This window comes from Salidesulfovibrio onnuriiensis (assembly GCF_008001235.1).
In the GTDB taxonomy this organism is placed as follows: domain Bacteria; phylum Desulfobacterota; class Desulfovibrionia; order Desulfovibrionales; family Desulfovibrionaceae; genus Pseudodesulfovibrio; species Pseudodesulfovibrio onnuriiensis.
Map to the genome: position 1 here is coordinate 2,811,200 of NZ_CP040751.1, position 23,146 is coordinate 2,834,345.

A 23,146-nucleotide genomic window follows, 5' to 3' on the forward strand; every position below is an offset into this window, starting at 1 on the left:
TCTGCCCCCGCCAGGGGTTTTCGAGCCTGGATATTCCGATGAGCAAACACGGCAAGGGCAGGCATATCCTGCCCTTGTTTTCATCTACAGACAGAAAAAGGGCGAAACAATCCCTCCATCGGCAGTCTTGCCGGTTGCACGATTCCTGCTTGTATATTACCCATCAAAGGCTCAACCGAAACAGAGGGAAATCCGTGGTAACCATATCCGAGCCCTTCGCACATGGCGACTCCGTGATCCACCGCGCCGACCCGCGCGCGCGGCTGGTTTCCGCACTGCTGCTCACCATTCCCATGGCCCTGCTCACAACATCCTGGGCCGCGGGGATATCGGTGGCCGTGGGACTCGTTCTCGTTTTTCTGGCGGCCCTTTCCCCGGTTGCGGTCATGAACCGCCTGCTGGCGGTAAACCTGTTCATCGCCTTCCTGTGGATATTCTTGCCCTTTTCCACGCCGGGCGCGCCTCTTCTTGTTCTGGGGCCGCTGGCCGTGGCCAGGGAGGGCATCCACCTGGCCCTGCTCCTGACTCTCAAGTCCAACGCCGTGGTGCTCTGCCTCATGGCGCTCATGGGCTCCATCCGGATACAGGACATGGGGCCGGCCATGCAGTCACTGCGCCTCCCCGTCAAACTCTGTCACCTGTTCCTGTTCACCTTCCGCTACATCTTCGTCATCAGGAAGGAATACCAAACCATGACCCGGGCCATGGCCGTACGCGGGTTCAAGCCCAGAACCAACCTGCATACCTACCGCAGCTACGCCTGGCTGGTGGGCATGCTGCTGGTAAAAAGCTGGGACCGGGCCGAACGCGTCTACAACGCCATGCTCTGCCGAGGTTTCCAGGGCCGTTTCTACACCCTGGCGAACTTCAACTTCACCACGGGCGACATCTTCTTCATCACAACGGCAGCCCTGGCGGCCCTGGGCATCACGGCCTGCGACCTGCTGCACCGAGGACTGATATGACCGCTGAAAACCTCATAGAGTTGAACGACATCCATTACACCTACCCCGACGGCGACCCCGTGCTTCTGGGCCTGGACTTCACCCTGGCCCCGGGGAGCAAGGTCGGCATCATGGGACCCAACGGCGCGGGCAAAACCACCTTCCTGCATATCCTCATGGGGCTCATCCGTCCGGATCAGGGCGCCATTCGCCTTTTTGGCCAGGATCTCACCGCGAGCAAGAACTTCAACGGTGCCCGGCTCAAGATCGGCTTCCTGTTCCAGCATTCGGACGACCAGCTGTTCAGCCCGTCCGTGCTCGACGACGTGGCCTTCGGCCCCCTCAACCAGGGCCTTTCGCGGGAGGAGGCAAAGCGAATTTCCCTGGAAACGCTGGAGCGCCTGGGACTGGAGGGATTCGAAAACAGGGTGCCCTACCGGCTCTCGGGCGGGGAAAAGAAGCTGGTGGCCCTGGCCACGGTGCTGGCCATGAACCCCAAGGTGCTGGTGCTGGACGAACCCACCACCGGCCTTTCACCGGAGGCGCGGGACAGGCTCATGCACATCCTCGACCATCTGGATATTCCGAGAATCGTGGTTTCCCACGATGCGGATTTTCTTGCCCGCACAACGGATGAAATCCTGGCCCTGCGGGGCGGCACAATCAGCAGAGGCGCGCTCAAACCTCACACGCACATGCATGTGCATGTGGAAGGCGACGTCCCCCACGAGCACAGCTAGGACTCTGCGGGCAGGGATGCCCCCAGGACCTTGACGATCTTGGCGATGAGCTGGTTGGTGTTGAAGGGTTTGACGATGTAGTTGGACACGCCGAGCTTGACCGCCTCCATGACGTTTTCCTTGTAGGCCTCGGCCGTGATCATGATGAAAGGGAGTTCCTTGAACTTCTCGTTCTCCCGGACCATCTGCAGCAGTTCCAGCCCGTCCATGCCGGGCATCTTCTGGTCGCTGAGCACCAACTCGATGCTCCCGGCCTCGATATGTGGCCAGGCGGTCTTGCCGTCATCGGCCGTGACGATATTCTTGAAACCGCACTCCCGCAACGCACTAACCACGATCCTGCGCATGGTGGCGGAGTCGTCCACCACGAGAATCCTCATATTCAGATCAATTTCAGCCGCCATATGTACTACGCTCAGTAAGGGGTTGATCCTGCACCCCATACATAGCATCGCCCGGAAAAGCCGGTCAATCATCACGATTGAAAACATATTGAAAATAAATGGTCCGCACGGGTTGGCATTCGTGGGAAAATGCCTATTCTCTTCCGGCACGCACGCGCACAAACACCGAACCTGAAGTAGCATATGGCATCCGATATCGCAGCCGACATGGCGCAATCCCCCTACCGCACCATCTGGAAACTGTCCTGGCCCCAGATCCTGATGATGGTTTTCCATTTCTTCATCGGCGTGGCCGACGTCTGGGTGGCGGGCAAGATCAACCGCGAAGTCCAGGCATCCCTGGGCCTCATCACCCAATCGCTTTTCTTCATGCTCGTGGTGGCCGTGGCCCTGGCCAACGGGGCCGTGGCGGCCATCAGCCAGTCCGAGGGCGCGGGCCTGCACCGCCGCGTGCAGCGCTACGTGGGCGTCTGCGTGGTGGCGGCGCTGGTGCTGGGCCAACTGTTCATGTTCCTGTGCCTGCCCATCCGGGGCCTGCTGCTCACCGCGCTCCAGGTGCCGCAGGAGATGCGCTACGTCACCGATTATTTCCTGGAAGTATACCTGTACGTGCTGCCGCCCTACTTCCTGCTCGTCATCTCCAACGCCGTATTCCGGGCGCGCAAACGGGTCATGTTCCCGCTCTACAGCGGCATTATCATCACCTTGTCCAACGCGTTCCTGGACCTGGGGCTCGGCCTGGGCTGGTTCGGCCTGCCGAACATCGGCTACAAGGGACTGGCCTGGGCGACCTTCGGATCGATAACCGCAGGCTCCCTGCTCAACCTGGCAGTGCTCTTCGCCCGGGGCGACCTCAGCTCCAAGAGCCTGGCCCCCTGGCGCTGGATCAAAAAGGCCGCACCCTACATCCTCAAGGTGGCCTGGCCCGCGGGCCTCATGCAGATCGTCTGGCATTCCGGCTACTTGGTGCTCTACGCCATCACGGCCAGCCTGCCCGTGGGCAAGATCGACGCCCTGGCGGGCATGTCCATCGGCCTGCGCATCGAATCGTTCCTGTTTCTGCCTGCGTTCGCCTTCAACATGACCGCGAGTATCCTCATAGGGCATTACCTGGGCGCACGCCGCCCCGACGAGGCCAAACAATTCGGTCTCCGCATCCTGGGCATCGGCCTGGTGTTCATCCTGATCTTCGCGGTAAGCCTGTGGCAGATCATGCTCCCCTGTGTGGAGCTCTTCACCAAGGACCCGGCGGTCACGGCCCAGGCCATGGACTACCTGTGGTGGAACGTGCTAGCCATACCTTTCACCCTGACCAGCATGATCCTGGCCGGGGCCTTCAACGGGGCGGGGGCAACCCTCTGGAACATGCTCATCATGGGCGGGGCCACCTGGTTCCTGCGCCTGCCGCTGGCCTATGTGCTCGGCCACCATGTTCTCAAGACCTCCACCGGCATCTGGGTCGCCATGCTCTGTTCCCAGATCGTGCAGTCCGCAACCCTGTTCTACTGTTTCAAGTTCCGGAACTGGGCCAGGTTCGCCATGATCAAAAAGAAAAACAACAAGGATTCACAATAATGCTGCTTGAATTCGAACCGATTTCCCTGGATCGCCAGGAGGAATACAGGGCGGCCCTGTCCTGTTGCCCGCAGCTCATGACTTCGGACTTCGCCTTTGCCAACATCTGGGGCTGGGCCGAATACTACCAGTTGGAATGGGCCTTCCACAAAGGACTGGTCTGGATCCGGCAGAACTACCCGGAGCCAGCCTGCTGGGCCCCCGTGGGGCATTGGGGCGACTATGACTGGGCCTCCTGCAAGGCCATGCGCGAATGCAACAAATACATCCGCGTACCCGAATACCTCTCCACCCTCTGGGCCGAAGCCTACGGCGACTCCATCAACCTGGCCGAAAAGCGGGACCAGTGGGACTACGTCTATTCCGTGGAGGAGCTGGTGGCCCTGCGCGGCAACAAGTTTCACAAGAAGAAGAACCTGCTCAACCAGTTCGCCAAGAATTACGAATGGGAATACAAGCCCATGTGCGCGGCCCGCATCGATCAGGTTCTGACCATGCAGGCGGAATGGATCAAGTGGTTCGAGGAAAACAATCCCTCCGAGGCCCTGGTGGCGGAGAACACGGCCATCACCCGGGTGCTGACCAATTTCGACAACATCGGCGGCCTGTTCGGCGCAACCCTCAACTGCGACGGCAAGGTCATCGCCTATACCGTGGCCGAACCGCTCTGCCAGGACACGGTGGTCATCCACTTTGAAAAAGGCAACGTCGCCTACAAGGGCATTTACCAGGCCATCAACCAGATGTTCCTGAAAAACGATGCCCCGGAATACACCTATGTGAACCGGGAACAGGACCTGGGGGACGAGGGGCTGCGCAAGGCGAAGCTCTCCTACAACCCGACCCTGTTCCTGAAGAAATTCGAGGCCACCATCGAATAGCCCATGAGCATCCTGCTGAACAAGACAACAGGAAGCCAGCGCAACCGATGCGTGGTCCTGGGCCTGGACGGGCTGCCCCTGGATCTGGCCCTGAAACTGGGCGAGACGCTTCCCAACATCGGACGCATCGCAAAGCTGGCAACCTCGGTACGCGCCGAATTGCCCGAGCTTTCCCCGGTGAACTGGACCTCGTTCTACACGGGCGCGGGCCCGGAGGAACACGGCGTGTTCGGCTTTGCGCGCATGGATTCGGAGACCTACCAGTGCGGGGTGGCCAACTTCGCACAGGTTCAAATTCCCACAATTTTCGACCGCCTGGGCGATGCGGGCCTGGTTTCACGGGTCATCAACCTGCCCAACACCTACCCGGCCCGGCCCATCAAGGGCATGCTCGTCTCCGGCTTCGTGGCCGAGCGCCTGGAGCAGGCCGTGCATCCGCCCTTCCTGGCCGGGAAGCTGGCGAGCATGGGCTACCGGCTGGAGGCCGACACCAGCCGGGGATCGGAGGATCCAGATTTCCTGCTGGCCGAACTGCGCACCACCCTCGCCTCCCGTCTGGCGGCCCTGGATCTCATGTGGCCGGACCTGGCCTGGGACCTGTTCGTGCTCGTGTTCACGGAAACCGACCGGCTGTTCCACTTCCTCATGCCCGCCGTCATCCATGCTGCGCACCCGCTCCATGCCGCCTGCATGGAGTTCCTGCGCCGCTGGGACGAGGCCATCGGCGCGGTGCTGGAGCGCTATGACGCGCTGCCCGGCCCCAAACGCCTCGTGGTCCTGGCCGACCATGGATTCACGGAACTCAAGACCGAGGTGGACCTCAACGCCTGGCTGCGGCAGCAAGGCCTGCTGCGCCAGACGTCCCTGCCGGAAAACGAATGGGACTCCAGCGCCATATCCGGCGAGAGCGCGGCATTCGCCCTGGACCCGGGCCGCATCTACCTGCACACCCGCGACCGCTTTTCCCGCGCATCGCTTTCCCGGCAACAGGCCCAACCCGCCCTGGAACGGATCAAAAACGGCCTTGCGGCCTTGACCTTGGACGGCGAGCGGGTCATTGAGAAGATCTTCGAGGCGGACGAACTCTACCCCGGCCCCATGCGCGAACGCGCGCCGGACCTTGTCTGCCAGGCGCGTCCCGGCTTCGACCTCAAGGCCAAATTCAACCGGAAAAAAGTCTTCGGACACTTTGGCCGCACAGGCACCCACACGGTGGACGGCGCCATATTTTACGACACCAACGGGGCCCGGCCGCAACGCATGCGGGAGACGGGCCGCCTGATACTCGATCATTTCGGAATACATCCATGAGCATAGACTACGAAAACGAACTCAACTCCGCCCAGCTCGAGGCCGTGAAAAGCACGGAAGGGCCGGTCCTGGTCATTGCCGGGGCGGGCAGCGGCAAGACGCGCACCATCGTCTACCGGCTGGCGCACCTTGTGGAACAGGGCGTGGACCCGTCCCAGATCCTGCTGCTGACCTTCACCCGCAAGGCCGCCCAGGAAATGCTGCACCGGGCCGAGGCCATCCTGGGCCGCTCCCTGCACGGCACCAGCGGCGGCACCTTCCACTCCTTCGCCTACGCCACCCTGCGCATGAACACCCACGACATCGGCTACCCCAGCGGCTTCACCCTGCTGGACCGGGGGGATTCCGAATCCATCATCCGCGACCTGCGCAAGGACCTGGAGCTGGGCAAGGGCGACAAGTCCTACCCCAAGAAAAACACCATGCTGGACATGGTCACCAAGTCGCGCAACAAGGAGCGTCCCATGGACGCCATCGTGGAGCAGGAGGCCTTCCACCTGAACTCCTATGTGGAGGATTTCGAGACCATTGCCGAGGAGTACGGCAAGTACAAGCGCCACCATGCGCTCATGGACTACGACGACCTGCTCTTCGAGCTGGACAGGCTGCTGGCCGAGAACGAGCCCCTGCGCAACCAGCTCCAGATGCGCTTCCGCTACATCATGGTGGACGAATACCAGGACACCAACCTGGTGCAGGCGCGCATCGTCAAAAATCTCGCCGGATCGAACGGCAATGTCATGGCCGTGGGCGACGATGCCCAATCCATCTATGCCTTCCGTGGAGCCAACGTCGCCAATATCCTCGAATTCCCTAAAATTTTCCAGGGCACCAAGATCATCCGGCTGGAACAGAACTACCGCAGTGTGCAGCCCATCCTGAGCATGACCAACCACATCCTGGCCAATGCGCGCATCAAGTTCGACAAGAAGCTCTTTTCCGACCGCCAGAGCGAACGGCTTCCCGAGATCATCTATCCCCTGAGCGACCAGACCCAGGCCCGGCTGGTGGTGGACAAGGTCATAGAACTGAGCCGCAAGTACCTGATGCACGAGATCGCCGTGCTGTTCCGCGCGGGCTACCAGTCCTACCACCTGGAGGTGGCCCTGACGCGCATCGGCATCAAGTACCAGAAATACGGCGGCATCCGCTTCCACGAGGCCGCCCACGTCAAGGACGTGATCTGCTACCTGCGGCTCATCCTCAATTCGCACGACACCATGGCCTGGCAGCGCTCCCTAGAACACGTCAAGGGCGTGGGGCCAAAGACCGTGGCCAAGATCTACGAGGCCATGCACACGGCTAACGGCGAAAAATACATGACCAAGATGCGCAAGAAACATCCGGAGCTAGACGACCTGCTCAACGAACTGGACGCCCTGCGCACCGGCAACATCAAGCCAGCGGCCGCCATCGACCGGGTCATGAGCTTCTACCAGGCCATCCTGACCCAGAAATACCCGGACGACTATCCCAAACGCCAGGCGGGCTTGGAGCAGCTTTCCCAGATCGCGGCCAACTACGCGGACCTGGAGGCCTTCCTGGGCGACCTGAGCCTGGACGGCGACCCGGAGGAAGAAAAACGCAAGGAAAACGCCCTGGTGCTCTCCACGGTACACTCCTCCAAGGGGCTTGAATGGAAGGCCGTGCTGATCATCGATTGTGTGGAGGACCGCTTCCCGTCCAAGAAGGCGCTCAACCGGCCCGAGGACCTGGAAGAGGAGCGGCGGCTCATGTACGTGGCCTGCACCCGTGCCATGGACTCCCTGCACCTGTTCGTGCCCAAGACCATCTACAACCGCTACAACGGCGTTTCCGACCCGGCTCTGCCCAGTCCGTTCGTGCTGGAACTGCCGGGGTACACGTTCGACCGTCTGCAGGAAGGCTATTCCGGCGGGTTGGAGCGCCAACGCAAGGAGCGCCCGCCGAGCATGGTGCAGCCGCGCGACACGGAGAAATCATCGACACCCCAAAATGATGCGGGCACTCTGGGCTTCTGCAGGCACAAGATTTTCGGCAAGGGCAAGATCATCGCCCGCGTGGAGCCCAACAAGTACCGGATCAACTTTCCGGGGTTCGGGCTCAAAGTCATCATCGAAGACTATGTGGAACTGATATAATTTCCAAGGGATACAACCATGAAACTCACTTCCGAAGACGCATTTCTCGAACTCATCGACTCCCATTTCCCGCGTGAGAACCAGTTCCTGAAAATGGGACGCGGCGACGACTGCGCGGTGCTCAAGGCCGAAGGCGAGCTGTGCATCAGCTCCGACCTCTTTGTGGAGGACGTGCACTTCCGGCGCAGCTATTTCGGCCCCGGCGACATCGGCTACAAGGCTTTGGCCGTGAATATCAGCGACATTTGCGGCATGGGCGCACGGCCGCGCGGCTTCAACATGGACCTCATGATCCCGGAAGGCCTGGACCCCGGTTACTGGGACGCCTTTTTCAGGGACATGGCCGCCCTGGCCCGGCAGAACGAGCTGGCGCTGGCGGGCGGCGACCTGAGCCGCTCCGACAAACTCGGCGTGAACATCACCATATGGGGATCTGCCGGTCCCGGCCGGGTTTTCATCCCGCGCCAGAAAAACAAGCCCGGCGACATTCTGTTCACCTGCGGAGAACTGGGGCTGGCCCGCGTGGGACTGCTCGCGCTGGAGGAACAGGGGCTCAATGCGGCGAAAAGCCAGTATCCGCAGGCGGTCATGGCCCATCTGCGCCCCAAGCCCAAGGCCATGGTCGGCACCCTGCTCTCCGCGGCAGGAGCCACAAGCCTCATGGACGTCTCGGACGGCCTGGCCCGCGACCTGCCCCGCCTGCTCGCTCCGGGCAACGGCGCGGCCATCACCATCGGCGAAGACATGATCCATGCGGAGGTGCGCGCCTTTGCTCAGGCAAAGGGAGCCAGGCCGGAGGAACTGGTCTTTCTGGGCGGGGAAGACTATGCCCTGCTCGGCAGTGCGGACCAGGAAACCTTTGCCTCCAAAATCTCCAGCATTCCGGGCATCAGGCAGATCGGCCTGGTTACCGAAAAAGGAATAACGGTCAACGGGAAGGAATGCGAACCCGCCGGGTTCGACCATTTCGCATAAAGGGGAAAATCAATGGACCAGGAACTGAAGATTCTCGGTTATGTGCGCTCCAGCATCAAGGACAAGGGCGGACCGGCCAAGATGGAAAACGAGCCCGGAGCGGTGCGCGCAGTCATAGAACTTGATGAGCAGTACGCCAGGGGCACCCACGGCCTCTCCGAAGGGGCGGAAATCGAGCTGTTCACCTGGTTCCACCTGAGCGACCGCACGGCCCTGGACTGCCATCCCCGCGGCAATCCCGCCAACCCAGTACAGGGCGTCTTCGCCACCCGCTCCCCGAACCGCCCCAATCCCATCGGGCTGCACCGCACATCCATCGTATCCATGCTTTCCCCCACCCGCTTCGAGGTGGAGCCCCTGGAGGCGGTGGACGGCACGCCGATCATCGACATCAAGCCCAAGCCCAAGGGGTTGCCGAGCTGGAAGACCATGGAGCGGGACAACCAATGAGACGCATGATGCTTTTCCTGGCGAGCGTCCTGCTTGCCGCGTTCACGGTCCTGCCCGCCCACGGGGCCGAGCTGGCCGGGGCGACACTGGACGACACCCTGGACATGGAAGGAAGCACCCTGATGCTCAGCGGCATGGCCCTGCGCGAAAAATTCGTGTTCGACGTCTATGTGGCCGGGCTCTACCTGCCCGAAAAACGTACCGACGCCCAAGTCATTCTGGAAACGGACGAACCGCGCATCATGGTCATGCACTTCCTGCGTACAGTGGAGGCCCAAAAGATCAACGACGCCTGGATGCAGGGGCTCGAAGACAATACCCCCGAAGCCGACGAGGAGTTGAAGGCCAAATTCTCCCGGCTCTGCTCCATGATGCAGGATGTTTACAAGGGCGAGGACATGGTCTTTTCCTACGTGCCCGGAATCGGCACGGCCATTGAAACGGCGCAGACGCCCAAGGGAGTCATCCAAGGCAAGGACTTTACCGACGCTCTGCTCTCCACCTGGATCGGTCCCAAACCCGGCCCGGGGAAATCGTTCCGGAAGGCACTTCTCAAAGAGTAATAAAAAACCCCGGTTGAACCGGGGTTTTCTTTCTGGTCAGCTTGCGAACCGGGGCCGCCTGGATTTCATGCGGCTCCAGAGCGACGTCTGTTCCGGCCGCTGGATGCTGGATGCACCGGCGGTCTCGAAGGTATAGAACAGTTCTGGGTCCACTTCGCGCGCCAGGGACAGGATATGTTTCATGTCCTTGCGTTTGCAGACCACGAACTGGACCGTGACCGGCCCGTCCTCGCCGTCGCCCGTGACCGTGGTGATGCCGTACCCGCCCTCGCGAACGACCTTGGCGATCTTGCGGCCCGAGCTGTTGCTGATGATGCGCAGCACCACGTTGCCCAGGGCGAGCTTCTTTTCGCAGGTGATGCCCATTGCCGTGCCCACCCCGAAACCCAGGGCGTAGCAAACGGCGAGAAACGGCACCTCTCCCACCTTCATGATCACGGTGGAGGTGCCCATGACCCAGATCAGCATTTCCACCACACCCAGGAGAAGCGCCATTTTGCGCTCGCCCAGCATGGAGACCATGACACGAATGGTGCCAAGGGTCAGGACCACTGCTTCGGCCAGAAAGACCATCATTCCAAGAAATATTGTATCCATCGTCATTGTGTTTTCCTCTCTTGTTGGGAAGCAGGACGATTTAAGACCGAACCATTGATTCGTCAATCAATTTTTGCACATTTTTTTACTCTTTAAATTCGGCTAGTTACATACCGTATTTTCTCAATACGCTTACAGAAAACACTTCTCCCCAACACCTTGAGTAAAAAGGCGCGCGCAAAAGCCTCATGCGTCCACGTCATTCGCCTGCCTGAAGGATCAATTCCTGACGATGGCATGACGACAAGGTAAAAATCCTACCGCCCTTCCCCGCCCAACAAAAAAGGGCGACTCCATAGGAGCCGCCCCTTGCATTCGGTACGTGATGCGCCGCTATTTCTTGAGCCAGCTCATCATTTCGCGCAGACGAGTACCCACTTCCTCGATCTGGTGCTCGGCGCCGAGGCGACGCTGGGCGCGCAACATGGGCTGGCCGGCCTGGTTGTCCAGAATGAAGTCATGGGCGAACTTGCCGTTCTGGATTTCCTTGAGCACCTGCTTCATGGCCTTGCGGGATTCCTCGCCGATGACGCGCGGGCCGGTGACATAGTCGCCGAATTCTGCGGTGTCGGAGATGGAATAGCGCATCATGGCCATGCCGCCCTCGTACATGAGGTCGATGATCAGCTTGAGTTCGTGCAGGCACTCGAAGTAGGCAACCTCGGGCTGGTATCCGGCCTCCACCAGGGTCTCGAAGCCGGCCTTGCACAGCTCGGTCAGGCCGCCGCAGAGCACGGCCTGCTCACCGAACAGGTCGGTTTCGGTTTCTTCCTTGAAGGTGGTTTCGATGACGCCGGAGCGCGTGGCGCCGATGCCCTTGGCATAGGCCAGGGCAATGTTCATTGCGTTGCCGGAGGCATCCTGCTCAATGGCCACCAGGCCGGGGACGGCGCCGCCCTCGGTGTAGGTGCGGCGGACCATGTGGCCCGGCCCCTTGGGAGCGATGAGCATGCAGTCCACGCCCGCGGGCGGCACGATCTGCTGGAAGTGCACGTTGAAACCGTGGCCGAAGGCCAGCACGTTGCCCTCTTCGAGGTACGGCGCGATTTCATTCCGGTACACGGAGGCCTGGGTCTGGTCCGGCAGCAGGATCATGATCAGGTCGGCCTGCTTGGCGGCCTCGGCCACGGAAACGGGCTCGAAGCCGTGTTCCTTGGCCAGATCATAGTTGGGGCCGCCGGGGCGCTGGGCCACGACAACCTTGACACCGGAATCACGCAAGTTCTGTGCGTGGGCATGCCCCTGACTACCGTAGCCGACGATGGCGACGGTCTTATCTTTGAGATACTTGAGGTCAGCGTCTTTTTCGTAATAAACCTTCATTGTACAAAACTCCTAAGGGTTCGGTCGGCCCGTGGGTGGTGAGCACGGGCCAATGAGTGAAATATATCCCTCACGGCTGATAGCGCACAGCCGACGCTTCCCGGCCTCTTACGACCGGGAGCAACGATTGTCCAGCGCTTTAAGCCGTTCGGGTGGTATTAATCGATCTGCATGGCACGCTTCATGGCCACGTTGCCGGTGCGGGCGATCTCCTTGATGCCGAATCGGGATAGGAGATTGACGATGGCCTTAATCTTGCCATGGTCGCCCGTGCACTCGATGGTCAGTTCGTCAATGCTCACATCCACGACCTTGCAGCGAAAAATATCCGTAATACGTAGAATTTCCGCGCGTTTGGAGTCTTCCGCATTGACCTTGACGAGAACCATCTCGCGCTCCACGGCCTGGACCTGGGTGAAGTCCTTGACCGTGATGACCGGAACCAGCTTGCGAAGCTGTTTGACGATCTGTTCAATGATGGCGTCGTCCCCCCGGGCCACGATGGTCATGAGCGAAACGCCCTTTTCCAGGGTGGGAGCGACGTTGAGTGATTCGATGTTGAAGCCCCTGCCGCTGAAAAGCCCCGCAACCCTGGAAAGGACACCGGGCTCGTTCTCGACCATGACGGAAAGCGTATGTTTCATGGTTCCTCTCTCCTAAACGAGCAGCATCTCGGTCAGCGAGGCCCCGGCCGGGACCATCGGGTAAACATTCTCTTCCTGAGCCACGCGGACATCCACAATGCAGGGCTTGTCCACTTCAAAGGCTTCTCGGAGCACCTTTTCCACGTCCTTTTTCTCGGTGATGCGATAGCCCGCCGCGCCATAGGCCTCGGCCAGCTTCACGAAATCGGGCTGGGCGTCCATGCAGGTGGCGCAGTAGTTCTTCTTGTAGAACAATTCCTGCCACTGGCGGACCATGCCCAGGTACCCGTTGTTCAGGATGACGATCTTGACCGGCAGCTTGTTGCAGACCACGGTCATCATCTCCTGGATGTTCATCTGGATGGAACCGTCCCCGGCGATGTTGACGACCAGCTTGTCCGGAAAGGCCCGCTGGGCCCCCATGGCGGCGGGGAACCCGTACCCCATGGTGCCGAGACCACCCGACGTCAGGAACGTGTTGGGTTCCTTGACCTTGTAGAACTGGGCGGCCCACATCTGGTTCTGGCCCACCTCGGTGCAAACTATGGCGTCGCCCTTGGTGATCTCGTAGATCTTCTCCACCACGTACTGGGGTTTGATCTTCACCTCGTCGTCGATGTAGGTCAGCGGGTGCAGCCGGTTCCATTCGATGATCTGCTCAAGCCACTGCTCGTGCTTGCGCTGCCAGTTCACTTCGCCCTTGATGGACTTCATTTCCTTTTGCAGCGCGGCCAGCGCGCTCTTGCAGTCGGCAACAAGCGGCACGTGCACGGAAACGTTCTTCTGGATGGACGTGGGGTCCACGTCGATATGCACGATGGTCGCGTGCGGTGCGAACTCGCTGATCTTGCCGGTGACGCGGTCGTCGAAACGCGCGCCCACGGCCAGGAGCAGATCGCAGTTGTTCACGGCCATGTTGGCGCAATAGGTGCCGTGCATTCCCAGCATGCCCAGCCAGAGTTCCTCGTCATCCCCCGGATAGGCCCCCAGGCCCATGAGGGTGGAGGTCACGGGGATGCGAAGTTCCCGGGCCAGCCAGCGCAATTCCTCATGGCTCTTCGAGGAGATCACGCCGCCACCGGAATAGATGAGCGGCCGCTCGGCCTTCTTGATCAGCTGCGCCAGCTTGCGGATCTGCCCGATATGCGGCTTGACGTTGGGATTGTAGCTACGGAGGGAGATCGATTCGGGGTACTCGAACTCGCATTTCTGACTCATCAGGTCTTTGGGCACATCCACCAGCACGGGACCGGGGCGCCCGGTCCGTGCGAGGTAGAATGCCTGTTTGACGGTCCTGGCCAGATCACGGACGTCCTGCACCAGGTAATTGTGCTTGGTACAGGGCCGGGTAATGCCGACAATGTCCACCTCCTGGAACGCATCGTTGCCGATGAGCGGAGAGGGCACCTGCCCGGTGAAAATGACCACAGGAATGGAATCCATGTATGCCGTGGCAATACCGGTGACGGTATTGGTGGCGCCGGGGCCCGAAGTTACTAGGCATACTCCAGTCTTTCCGGTGGCGCGAGCGTAACCGTCCGCGGCATGGATAGCGCCCTGTTCGTGGCGCACTAGAATATGTTCAATGGAGAAGTTGGGAATTTCGTCGTAAATGTCGATCACGGCTCCGCCAGGGAAGCCGAACATGGCATCGACACCTTCCTCCTCCAAGCACTTCAACAATATCTGGGCCCCAGTCAGCTCCATCCTACGCCTCCGTATCTCGATATTTATCCAATATCGTTTGAAGTTTCGTTTTTCCCGCCAGTTTCTTCTTCTTGAGTTCCTTCATTTCCTGAGTCTCGGTGGGGCTCAGGTAACCTTTACCCTCGAGCTTCTCGAGCATCTTTTCGTATACGATATGCTGGTCCCATAGGGACTTGAGTTCCACGTCTTCAACACCAAACTTTTCAATAAGGGCCAGATCCTTCGACTCCATTGGACGCTCCTTTGGTTAAGCGTTCACACGTTATTGCTCCCCCGAGGGAACCAACCGTTCCCAATCGGGCTCTCTACGACTATCTACAGCCAGGACCTTCCTTCGGTTGCTCTGGCCTGATTCCAATGTGACTTGATTTTTCTTGAGGCCAAGCTGGTCGGCCAAATAGGCGACAAGGGCCTTGTTGGCCTTGTTGTCGACGGCGGGCGCGTTCAGGCGCACCTTCAAACACCCCTGGTACGTCCCGGCCAAGCCGTTCTTCCTGGCTCCGGGCTGTACCCAGACATCGAGATTCCAGTGACTGTCGCCCTTTTGTCTGGCGAATTCAGGGAGTGTTTTTATTGTCTCTCGGATCATTCAGCTTTTTTCAGGTAAGTGAGCTTGGACTCCAGCTCTTCCATTTTTTCCATATCGGGGTCATCGTGTTCCAACATCTTCAAATGCGAGTCCAATAGGGCCTTTAGCTGAATTTCAAACTGGGTTCTCTGGCGTTTGACGGCTTCCACTTCTTCGTGGATCTGGGCCAACCGGCCGTGTCCCTTCTGCATCATGGCCTCGGCCTTGGTGCGGGCCTCGTCGATGATGAGCTGGGCTTCCCTGGAGGCCTGCACCTTGAGGTCGTCCACCATCTTCTGGGTGCTCATGAGCGTGTCCCGCAGGGTTTCGTCCCGCTTGCGGTACTCCACGATTGCGGCCTCCAGCCGTTTCATCTTCTTTTTCATTTCCTTCTGGCTGTCGGCCATGGAACCGAGGGTCTCGGCGGTCTCCAGCAGGAACTGGTCCACCTCGATCCTGGAATAGCCGAACATCTTCCGGGAAAAACGCTTGTTCAGAAGATCAATCTTGGAAACAGACATGAACGCCTCCTACATCATCGGGGAACCGCCAATGGCTCCGGCCAGGCGGTAGAGGTTGCCCACGACAACAATATCGAGAACTTGAATAGCCAGGATAATGACGATGGGGGAAAGGTCGAAGCCTCCCACATTGAGAAACGGCAAAAGCTGCCTGACCTTGTAGAAGACAGGCTCGGTCACCCCGCGCAAAAAACGCACAATGGGGTTGTACGGATCAGGATTCACCCAGGTGATCAGGGCCGAAATGATGACGATCCACATGTAGGCATTCAGAACGATGCTCAGAACCTTGGCAATGGCAACAACAACTAAATCCATCATTCCTCCGGGTAAGACTGCCGGAAATCCGTGGATATTCCGGCACGTGACTTCAAACTGGCACAGCGGTGTCCTTTTATCAAGTCCTAATAGAGAACTCTTGTGCCGGGATAGGCGCGCTGCATGCAGCGACGCAGGGTCCAGTAATCGGTGATGTGCAGATCGGCCTCAAGCCCAGGATTGCGATAGGCCCAGAAACGAACTCCCGCGGCCCGGGCACAGCGCTGGTCCACAATGGAATCGCCGATGAAGACGACCTCTCCGGGGCGCGCGCCGATCTTGTTCATGGCCTGGTACATGGGCTCGGGGTGCGGCTTAGGTCTGCGCACGTCGGATGAGGTCACCACGGGGTAGAAGAAACCCTCCAAATCCATGAGTTCCAGCACCAGATCCATGGTGTCGGTACGGCTGGTGTTGATGGCCAGGGGAAAACCGCAATCCCTGAGCCACCAGAGAAACTCCTGCAGCCCGTCCATGCGCTTCAGACCCAGACCCGGCAGCAGGTCCCTGTATTTGACCCTACTCTGAAACTCCCGGATGGCCCCCATCTTGTCCTCGGGGATGATCCGCTCCAGGGATTCCGCCGTGGTATGGCAATGGCAGTAGGCCGCGTCCTCCTCGCTCATGGGCGGCAGGCCGATATGTTCGCGCAGCCTGTTGTAATACGCGTTGTTGGAGTCCTTGGAATCAATGAGCACGCCGTCGCAGTCAAACACCAGCGCACCGATGTTCTCGAAAACATCCAACCGCATGAGATCGTTGGTGATGAGCACCTCTGTCTCCTTATACTCTTCTAACCCTTGAGGACCGCGACCTTCACCGGGCGATCGGTCCAGGGCAGTTTTTCGGGCAACCGCTTTCTCCCGGCCAGCTTCCAGGCCGGGGCCTCGGCAACAAGGCTGCCCTGGGGCAGTCCCAACTCGCCGGGCGCGGGGGTAAATTCAATGCCGGATTCCTGCCAAACGTCATAAGCCTCTCCGGATTCGGTCACCAGCACGGCATCCCCGGGCAAAAAGGCGGCCAGGGCCTCCATGACCCGCTGCCAGGGAAAGGCCTTCCCGCTCCCGGCGGGGGCGGTGCCGCTCATGACCTTGCCCAGGGCAAGCTCCTGCTCGTCCTCGCCGCCCTCTTCCATCCCAAGGGTCCGGCCGAACTTGTCCCAGGAGGCGCGCACGCCCTTTTCCAGGCCGCGGGTCTCAATAATGCTCTCCTCCAGGTGCCAGGCGAGCATGAGCGTGAACTGGGCATTGGCCACCTCGGGTGAGGCCTCCACCGGAGCCTCGTCCTTGAGGCGCATCATGAGCTCTCCCTTGATGGCGGAAGTGGACTCGCTGAAATACTCCTCCGGGCTGTTCACGCCGAAAAAGGCCATTTCGGAGGAATCCTTGAACTGCCTGCCGAAAGCCATGCAGTCGCGAATCAGGGCCTGCCCCTGAGTTGCGCTCACAGGAAGGCCATCCGGGCGGAAATACCCCTCCCCGACTTCCCCGCCGGAAAGGCCGGGGTCGAAAAACAGGGCTCCGGCAACCGGCTCCACGGGCAACAACTCGACGTGCATGAACGGAAAATGGATCAGCATCACTTCTTACTCCTGCTCCTCTGGATAAGGCGTGTCTTTCTTTGTTCTGCGGACTTCATAGTGCCGGCACCTGCCGGAGCACTCGGGCAAGGCGGGAATGCACAGGCCGTCGTGCTGCCAGACGCAGCCGGGAGGGTCCTGTCCGGGATCGTATTCATAGCGGTCGCACTCGAGATTGCCGCGCATGAGCCGGTCGAACTGCCGGGCCCAGAGCTCGTTGACTTCCCGCAATTCCAGGCCAAAGGCCTCGGCCCGATGCAGGAACTCATCGAAGATCCGCTCCCAATCCTCCAGCACGCTGCACCGCCATTCGCGGCAATAGCCGGGATTGAGGCGCTCCTGGTACAGGCAGCGCTCTTTCAGATGGAATCGGCAGTCTTCCGCAGGCATTCGTCGCAATTTCTTCATTGTCTCGTCACATGCGGAACAACAAACGCCTCCGCCATGAATTTCACCTTGAAAAAATGGTGTAAGCTCCGAGGATTCGATTGTAAAGGCGGATATCTCCAACTTGGTGCAAATGCGCGCAAAAGTCCCGCCGTTCTTGACCAGACCCCGGCGGGGGTGTATAGCCTCTCTACTCTGTAAAACACTGAATTCAACTTTGGGAGGATATATGATCGGCGGTTTCGGAATTTGGGAACTTCTCATCATCTTGCTTATCGTCCTGGTCATCTTCGGCGCCAAGAAACTGCCTGAAATCGGCGGCGGCATCGGAAAGGCCATCAGTAATTTCAAAAAGGCCACCAACGAGCCCGATGAAATCGACGTGACTCCCAAAGAGAAGAAAGAAGACAAGGAAGCCTAGCCCAAACAACAAAAAAGACCCGGAAAGCAATGCTTTCCGGGTCTTTTTTGTTGGCAAATCGTATCGATCAGTCCACGCGGGGAATATCCCCGCCCTCTTCCGCAAAGAAACCGAATCCCTTGAGCATGTAATGCACCCCGGAAACCACGGTAAGCCCGGCGGTCAGGGAGATAATCCACAGCTCGACCGTATGGTAGTTCAGTTCAAAGGTCTTCTGGATCATGATGAACAGGACCAGACAGATCTGGGCCGTGGTGGTGGCCTTGCTGGACCAAATGGGCTGGATGCGCGACTTGATGTCCACGCCCCAGAAATGGAGCACGGCCAACCCTCCCACGATGATGGCGTCGCGACTGACCACCAGGACCGTAAGCCACTTGGGCAGCCAGCCCTGCTGAGCCAGGCAGATGAAAGAGGTCACCAGCAGGCACTTGTCGGCCAGGGGATCGAGCATGGCCCCGAGCCGGGACCGCTGCTTGAGCAGACGGGCCAGGAATCCGTCCAGGGCATCCGTCAGCCCGGCAATGGCGAAAAGGGCCCAGGCCAGATCGAACCGATGGTCGATGTAGGCCATGACAAACCCGGGCGTAAGCAGAATCCTGGCAATGGTCAGGAGGTTGGGAATGGTCCAGATGGTATCGCGCGGAATCACTGCCGACACGGCTACTCCTTGCTGGTGATGACAAAGCTCAGGCCGCGCCCGGGCAAAAACGCCTCCAGACGGGACTTGAGCAATTGCCTGTTGACCACGCGAACGTCCCAGATTGCGGCCACCCCCGAGGGGAGCATTTCCATTTCCGCCAGCTTGACCTCCTGCACGGCCGAAACCCAGCCCTGCAGCACGCGGTCGAAGTCCTGGACCCCGTCCGGGGTGAACCAGCCGGAAACGCGCAGCCGGGTGGAGGAGGATGCGCTCTCGCGCATCTCCTTGCGGCCGAAATAGCGTTTCCAGAGCTCAAACCACAGCTCGGGAATGTCCTTCTTGACGGCGACCCAATCGCGTCCCTCGAAAATGAGCCTGCCCTTCCACAACTTCTCGCCTTCGCGCTGAAGCAGGAATTCGGGCTGCACGTCCAGGTCGCGCTTGAGCCCGGTCAGGAGAATGAGGTCCCGCACCTGCTGCAGACTCTCTTCATCCAGCTCGCCCTGATGGCGAAAGGTCACGGGAAGGGGTTCGGAAACCGTATAATAGATGCCCATGCTCTGCAGAGCTGTCCGCAGCGCCTGACGGTTGACGTTCACGTCCATGGTCAGGTTGAGGCCGTCCTCGGCGCGAAAGGAGGAAACCTCCTTGTACCCGAGCACATATCCGCCCGCCTTTTCCAGAAAATACTGCTTGAGCAACACTTGGCGATCTTCGGAAAGCGGCGCCGGCAGCAGGGAAAGGGCCGTATCGGTCACGGACTGGGCAAAAGCCGCGTCCGTGGCTTTCTGGCGCAACTGCATGGAGGTCATGCCCTCCTCGAAAGGCACGAACACCTCCACGGGCTGGGCCTGCGCCAGCCCGGCGCCCAGCAGAACGATTGAGAATACGATATATTTCAGCAGCCTCATGGCTGAATCTCCTCTGTGATGTCCTCTTCGGGATCTTCTGTCTTTTTACCCAGGGCAATCACCACCCGGCACTGGTCGGTCACGACGGAATCCTTCAGGAGAATCCTGGCCAATTCCGCGTCCGCGCCGGAAATGATGAAGTCCGTTTTTCCGCTTCCCACAACGGCCAGGGCCGTCACCACCAGGGGACGGTTGCCAACCCGGCTCCTGAGCTGAACGGGATCTGCCGTGGTGGAATACGAAACCACGCCGTTCCTGACGGCGCTTTCGCGGCTGACGCTGAACGCGCCGTACACGCCCACCCCGTCACGGCCGTAAACGACCGGAGCCAGGGCGGGTTCCGCACCGGAAAGGAGCGTGGCGTCCACCACCAGGCCGGTATAGGTTCCGGAACCGGCCATCATGCTGGTGGGCTCGACTGTGTTCATGGCCGCCAAGGTATCCAACCCCAGGCTCAGCCGGGGAGGAATACCGCTCTGGAACGGGATGGTGGGAGGCAGTATCAGGGAGGCCAGTTCGCCCCGGAGGGATGCCTGGACCGCCAGCGTCCCCTTGCCTTCCGCAAATTCCGGGAGTTCCAGCCGGGAGTTCTGTATCAGGCGGCGCACCTGGGCGTCGGCCTCGTCGTCCTCGGCAAGATAGGCCCCGACAGTGCTGGCCGCATCAATGCGGATGGCATAAACGGCCTCCAGCATCTTCCGGCGCGCCTCCACTGCGGCCTTGCGGACCGCAAGCGACGTCTGGTGGGTGGCGTCGAATCCTTCCGGGTCCACCTCCAGGGCCTTGGACACGGAGATGTCGCCGTTGCCCCAGAAAAGGATCACGTCGCCCCTCTCCTGGACATAGCCTCTGAATGCCAGGGCCTGCGCCGCGCTCAACGCGACCAGGACCAGCATCACGATCAGTGTGTATCGAATACGGGAAATGTATTTCATGAATATGCCTTTCATGGCGGGTAAGCTTTTTACGAGCAACTCCGCATGTAGCCTTCTCGGGCGGTTTAGGCAAGCCGTTCGTGCGCTCCCTTGCCGCCCCAGGCCCGATGCTATACATTGGAAAAAGCAACCAAACAAGGGAGCCCAAATGCACATATACCTCATGCAGCACGGGGCGTGCCTGCCCAAGGAACTCGATCCGCAGCAGCCGCTCAGCCCGGTGGGGCGGGAACAGATCGAAAAAAGCGCCGCAATCCTCAAGAATCTGGGGCTGCGGTTCGGCGTCATCCTTGCCAGCCCCAAGACGCGCTCCATGGAAACCGCGCAGATCGTGGCCAAGGCCGTGGGATATCCAGCAAAAAACATCGTCTGCAGCGATGCAATCAAACCCATGGCGGATGCAAAGAAAACCACGGACCTGATCCTGCAATACGAGGATGCCGAATCCGTGTTCATAGCCGGGCACCTGCCCTCGCTCAACAATCTGGCTTCCTACCTGCTGCTGCAGGATGTGCCGCCCACCCTGCACTTCGGCATCGAGAACGGGGGCATCATGCGCATCTCCCTGGAGGCCCAGCACCGGCGCGGCGCCCTGGACTGGCTGCTGCCGCCCAGGTTCCTGAACCTGATGCGCTAGCCGGCCTCGGCCAGCCACCGCTCCACGCGTTCGGCAATGGCTTCGTTGTCGCCGGGCGCGAACCACTCAATGTCCTTTTCCTTCTTGAACCAGGTCATCTGCCGCTTGGCATAGGCGCGGGTGTTCCGAATCCACCGCTGCTTGGTTTCCTCCAGGCTCATTTCGCCCCGGATATAGGCCAGCAGCTCGGCGCAACCGATGCCCGTCCATCCCGGGGCCTCGGGATCGGGACATATCTCGTAGGCCCGCCGGGCCTCTTCCAGGGCCTCATGCTTCAGCATGATGTCGATACGCGCCGCCAGCTTGGGAGTCAGGTCATCAAGGGCGATTTTCATACCCACCTTGAGATACCGGTACGGGGCCTTCTGATGCTCTTCGGAATGCCACCAGGTCATGTTCCTGCCCGTGGCGGCAAAGACCTCGGCGGCCCGGGCGTTTCTCTGGCTGTCGTTGGGATGGATCCTGGCCGCGTAGTCCGGATCCACCTCGGTCAACTCGCGGTGCAGGACCTGGGGGCCTTCCTTTTCCAGACGCTCCAGCACTCCCCGGCGGATGTCCTCCGGGATCTCGGGAATGGGGGCGATGCCCTGCAGCAGGGAGCGCAGGTAAAGCCCGGTGCCGCCCACAAGCATGGGTAGCCGGTCTTCCCCCAGCACCTGCCGGATATGTTCATGGGCCATATCCACGAAACGAGCCGCATTCATCTTCTCGCGGGTTTCCAAGAAACCGTACATGAGGTGCGGGCAGGCGGCCTGTTCCTCCGCGTCCGGCTGGGCCGTGACGACCGGAAAATCCCGATACACCTGGCGGGAGTCGAAATTGACGACACTGCCCGGCAGCCTGCGGGAAACCGCAATGGCCGCGGCGGTCTTGCCGGTGCCCGTCGGGCCCAGCACACAGAGAATGGAAGGTTTGGAATCCATGCGCCTAATCGTCCCCGGCCTCTTTCAGCTCGGCAAAGCGCTTGTAGACCTTGGGAATGAGATCCCCGGGCACCAGCCCCTTGATGTTGCCGCCGTGCTTGGCCACTTCCTTGACGATGGTGGAGCTCAGGTACATCCACTTGAAGTCGGTCATGAGGAACACGGTCTGTATATCGCGGTCCAGCTTGCGGTTCATGAGGGCCATCTGGAACTCGTACTCGAAATCCGAGACCGCGCGCAGCCCGCGCAGGATGGACCCCGCGCCCCTTCGGGCCACATAGTCGATGAGCAGCCCGTCAAAGGGCTCCACAATGACGTTGGGTTCGTCCGCAAAGGCCTGCTTGGCCATATCCACCCGCTCTTCCAGGGTGAAGAGGGTCTTTTTGGGGGTGCTCCGGGCAATGGCGAACACCACCTGATCGAATATCTTGAGCCCACGCTTGGTCAGGCTCACATGCCCCTTGGTCACGGGGTCGAAGGTGCCGGGATAGACCGCAAGCCTGGGGTTCAGTTCCGCCATAACAAAATCCTTGTCTGACCGTATTCACGGTCGGTTACGAGTTCCAATTCGGACAAAGGCCCCTCCGCAGGGGCCTGAATCTGCGCCTCCACCTCGGCCAGGATGAACGCACCCTCGGCAAACCAGCCGCTCTCCAGGGCCTTTTCCAGGGCCGGAACAAGCAGCCCCTTGCCATAGGGGGGATCGATGAATCCGAGATCGAAAGGCGCTTCCGGGCTCCTGGAGAGCACGGTAAAGAGATCTTTCGCCAAAACCTTGTATTTCCCGGCGGGCACTCCCAGGTCCTTGAGATTGGACCTGATGAGATCCGCCGCCTTCCTTCCCTTTTCCACAAACCAGGCCTCGTCGGCCCCGCGGCTCAGGCATTCGATGCCCAGGCTGCCGCTCCCGGCGAACATGTCCACCACACGCGCCCCGGCCCACTCCACGCCCCGGGCCTGGAGCATGGAAAAAACGGCCTCGCGCACCTTGTGGGTGGCCGGTCGGTATCCGGGGCCCTCGCAGGTCTTGAGCCTGCGGCCCCGGAATTCGCCTCCTACTACTCGCAAA

The 23,146-nt window shown here is 60.2% G+C and carries 29 protein-coding genes; 11 read left to right on the forward strand and 18 right to left on the reverse strand.

Annotated elements, in window-relative coordinates; all coding sequences use genetic code 11:
* The first annotated feature begins 194 nt into the window (after positions 1–194).
* Positions 195–965: a cobalt ECF transporter T component CbiQ gene (gene cbiQ / locus FGL65_RS12795; RefSeq protein WP_147821569.1), complete on the forward strand. Its 771-nt coding sequence runs from the start codon at positions 195–197 to the stop codon at positions 963–965.
* Entirely contained in the window at positions 962–1,684 is a 723-nt protein-coding gene (locus FGL65_RS12800; RefSeq protein WP_147821570.1) for an energy-coupling factor ABC transporter ATP-binding protein, read from the forward strand. The genes cbiQ and FGL65_RS12800 overlap by 4 nt, the downstream gene beginning before the upstream one ends.
* On the opposite strand, the gene FGL65_RS12805 is transcribed toward FGL65_RS12800, so the two are convergent.
* Positions 1,681–2,088: a response regulator gene (locus FGL65_RS12805; protein WP_147821571.1), complete on the reverse strand. Its 408-nt coding sequence runs from the start codon at positions 2,086–2,088 to the stop codon at positions 1,681–1,683. The two genes, FGL65_RS12800 and FGL65_RS12805, sit on opposite strands and share 4 nt — an antisense overlap.
* Positions 2,089–2,271: 183 nt before the next feature.
* Between FGL65_RS12805 and FGL65_RS12810 the strand changes: the two genes are divergently transcribed.
* The 7 genes from FGL65_RS12810 to FGL65_RS12840 are packed head-to-tail and all read left to right on the forward strand — an operon-like array spanning position 2,272 to position 9,963.
* A complete protein-coding gene (locus FGL65_RS12810; protein WP_250645483.1) occupies positions 2,272–3,663 on the forward strand; it encodes an MATE family efflux transporter in 1,392 nt (463 codons plus the stop codon).
* Entirely contained in the window at positions 3,663–4,544 is an 882-nt protein-coding gene (locus FGL65_RS12815) for a DUF2156 domain-containing protein (RefSeq protein ID WP_147821572.1), read from the forward strand. The genes FGL65_RS12810 and FGL65_RS12815 overlap by 1 nt, the downstream gene beginning before the upstream one ends.
* Positions 4,545–4,547: 3 nt before the next feature.
* A complete protein-coding gene (locus tag FGL65_RS12820; protein WP_147821573.1) occupies positions 4,548–5,855 on the forward strand; it encodes an alkaline phosphatase family protein in 1,308 nt (435 codons plus the stop codon).
* Positions 5,852–7,975, forward strand: a complete 2,124-nt coding sequence (locus FGL65_RS12825; protein ID WP_147821574.1) for an ATP-dependent helicase — start codon at positions 5,852–5,854, stop codon at positions 7,973–7,975. Before FGL65_RS12820 ends, FGL65_RS12825 begins: the two co-directional genes overlap by 4 nt.
* 18 nt (positions 7,976–7,993) lie before the next feature.
* Positions 7,994–8,950 carry a thiamine-phosphate kinase gene (thiL, locus tag FGL65_RS12830; RefSeq protein WP_147821575.1) on the forward strand — a complete coding sequence of 319 codons (957 nt, stop codon included), beginning with the start codon at positions 7,994–7,996 and terminating at the stop codon, positions 8,948–8,950.
* A 12-nt stretch (positions 8,951–8,962) separates the two neighbouring features.
* Positions 8,963–9,400 (forward strand): SAM-dependent methyltransferase, encoded by a 438-nt coding sequence (locus FGL65_RS12835; protein WP_147821576.1) that lies wholly within the window; start codon positions 8,963–8,965, stop codon positions 9,398–9,400.
* A complete protein-coding gene (locus FGL65_RS12840; RefSeq protein WP_147821577.1) occupies positions 9,397–9,963 on the forward strand; it encodes a chalcone isomerase family protein in 567 nt (188 codons plus the stop codon). Before FGL65_RS12835 ends, FGL65_RS12840 begins: the two co-directional genes overlap by 4 nt.
* Before the next feature lie 36 nt (positions 9,964–9,999).
* Here FGL65_RS12840 and FGL65_RS12845 read toward each other — a convergent pair whose 3' ends face one another.
* The 11 genes from FGL65_RS12845 to FGL65_RS12895 form a co-directional block, all read right to left on the reverse strand.
* Positions 10,000–10,566: a DUF2179 domain-containing protein gene (locus tag FGL65_RS12845; protein ID WP_147821578.1), complete on the reverse strand. Its 567-nt coding sequence runs from the start codon at positions 10,564–10,566 to the stop codon at positions 10,000–10,002.
* A gap of 327 nt (positions 10,567–10,893) precedes the next feature.
* Positions 10,894–11,883: a ketol-acid reductoisomerase gene (gene ilvC, locus FGL65_RS12850; RefSeq protein WP_147821579.1), complete on the reverse strand. Its 990-nt coding sequence runs from the start codon at positions 11,881–11,883 to the stop codon at positions 10,894–10,896.
* Between the two features lie 158 nt (positions 11,884–12,041).
* On the reverse strand, positions 12,042–12,527 hold the full coding sequence (gene ilvN, locus FGL65_RS12855; protein WP_147821580.1) for an acetolactate synthase small subunit: 486 nt from the start codon (positions 12,525–12,527) through the stop codon (positions 12,042–12,044).
* A gap of 12 nt (positions 12,528–12,539) precedes the next feature.
* Entirely contained in the window at positions 12,540–14,234 is a 1,695-nt protein-coding gene (ilvB, locus tag FGL65_RS12860) for a biosynthetic-type acetolactate synthase large subunit (RefSeq protein ID WP_147821581.1), read from the reverse strand.
* A gap of 1 nt (position 14,235) precedes the next feature.
* On the reverse strand, positions 14,236–14,466 hold the full coding sequence (locus FGL65_RS12865; RefSeq protein ID WP_147821582.1) for a DUF465 domain-containing protein: 231 nt from the start codon (positions 14,464–14,466) through the stop codon (positions 14,236–14,238).
* Between the two features lie 30 nt (positions 14,467–14,496).
* Entirely contained in the window at positions 14,497–14,823 is a 327-nt protein-coding gene (locus FGL65_RS12870) for a DUF167 domain-containing protein (RefSeq protein ID WP_147821583.1), read from the reverse strand.
* Positions 14,820–15,323 (reverse strand): DivIVA domain-containing protein, encoded by a 504-nt coding sequence (locus tag FGL65_RS12875; RefSeq protein WP_147821584.1) that lies wholly within the window; start codon positions 15,321–15,323, stop codon positions 14,820–14,822. The genes FGL65_RS12870 and FGL65_RS12875 overlap by 4 nt, the downstream gene beginning before the upstream one ends.
* Positions 15,324–15,332: 9 nt before the next feature.
* Positions 15,333–15,641, reverse strand: coding sequence for a YggT family protein (locus FGL65_RS12880; protein ID WP_147821585.1), 309 nt, complete (start codon positions 15,639–15,641; stop codon positions 15,333–15,335).
* Between the two features lie 86 nt (positions 15,642–15,727).
* Entirely contained in the window at positions 15,728–16,414 is a 687-nt protein-coding gene (locus FGL65_RS12885; protein ID WP_250645484.1) for an HAD family hydrolase, read from the reverse strand.
* 20 nt (positions 16,415–16,434) lie between these two features.
* The gene (locus tag FGL65_RS12890) at positions 16,435–17,220 is read right to left on the reverse strand and encodes a hypothetical protein (RefSeq protein WP_147821586.1); all 786 of its coding nucleotides are present in this window, start codon (positions 17,218–17,220) and stop codon (positions 16,435–16,437) included.
* Between the two features lie 6 nt (positions 17,221–17,226).
* Entirely contained in the window at positions 17,227–17,628 is a 402-nt protein-coding gene (locus FGL65_RS12895) for a hypothetical protein (RefSeq protein ID WP_147821587.1), read from the reverse strand.
* A 208-nt stretch (positions 17,629–17,836) separates the two neighbouring features.
* Between FGL65_RS12895 and FGL65_RS12900 the strand changes: the two genes are divergently transcribed.
* On the forward strand, positions 17,837–18,028 hold the full coding sequence (locus FGL65_RS12900) for a twin-arginine translocase TatA/TatE family subunit (RefSeq protein WP_147821588.1): 192 nt from the start codon (positions 17,837–17,839) through the stop codon (positions 18,026–18,028).
* Positions 18,029–18,095: 67 nt separating this feature from the next.
* On the opposite strand, the gene FGL65_RS12905 is transcribed toward FGL65_RS12900, so the two are convergent.
* From FGL65_RS12905 to FGL65_RS12915, 3 genes are read right to left on the reverse strand one after another with little or no spacing between them, the layout of a single operon-like run.
* Positions 18,096–18,689 carry a CDP-alcohol phosphatidyltransferase family protein gene (locus FGL65_RS12905; protein ID WP_250645485.1) on the reverse strand — a complete coding sequence of 198 codons (594 nt, stop codon included), beginning with the start codon at positions 18,687–18,689 and terminating at the stop codon, positions 18,096–18,098.
* A 2-nt stretch (positions 18,690–18,691) separates the two neighbouring features.
* Entirely contained in the window at positions 18,692–19,582 is an 891-nt protein-coding gene (locus FGL65_RS12910) for a hypothetical protein (protein ID WP_147821589.1), read from the reverse strand.
* Positions 19,579–20,517 (reverse strand): hypothetical protein, encoded by a 939-nt coding sequence (locus FGL65_RS12915; protein WP_147821590.1) that lies wholly within the window; start codon positions 20,515–20,517, stop codon positions 19,579–19,581. Before FGL65_RS12915 ends, FGL65_RS12910 begins: the two co-directional genes overlap by 4 nt.
* Positions 20,518–20,665: 148 nt before the next feature.
* Between FGL65_RS12915 and sixA the strand changes: the two genes are divergently transcribed.
* Positions 20,666–21,154, forward strand: coding sequence for a phosphohistidine phosphatase SixA (gene sixA / locus FGL65_RS12920; protein WP_147821591.1), 489 nt, complete (start codon positions 20,666–20,668; stop codon positions 21,152–21,154).
* Here sixA and miaA read toward each other — a convergent pair.
* From miaA to rsmD, 3 genes are read right to left on the reverse strand one after another with little or no spacing between them, the layout of a single operon-like run.
* Complete coding sequence (gene miaA / locus FGL65_RS12925) at positions 21,151–22,077, reverse strand: tRNA (adenosine(37)-N6)-dimethylallyltransferase MiaA (protein ID WP_147821592.1); 927 nt, start codon at positions 22,075–22,077, stop codon at positions 21,151–21,153. The two genes, sixA and miaA, sit on opposite strands and share 4 nt — an antisense overlap.
* Before the next feature lie 4 nt (positions 22,078–22,081).
* Complete coding sequence (gene coaD, locus FGL65_RS12930; protein WP_147821593.1) at positions 22,082–22,597, reverse strand: pantetheine-phosphate adenylyltransferase; 516 nt, start codon at positions 22,595–22,597, stop codon at positions 22,082–22,084.
* The gene (gene rsmD, locus FGL65_RS12935; protein ID WP_147821594.1) at positions 22,585–23,145 is read right to left on the reverse strand and encodes a 16S rRNA (guanine(966)-N(2))-methyltransferase RsmD; all 561 of its coding nucleotides are present in this window, start codon (positions 23,143–23,145) and stop codon (positions 22,585–22,587) included. The genes coaD and rsmD overlap by 13 nt, the downstream gene beginning before the upstream one ends.
* Between the last annotated feature and the right edge of the window lies 1 nt (position 23,146).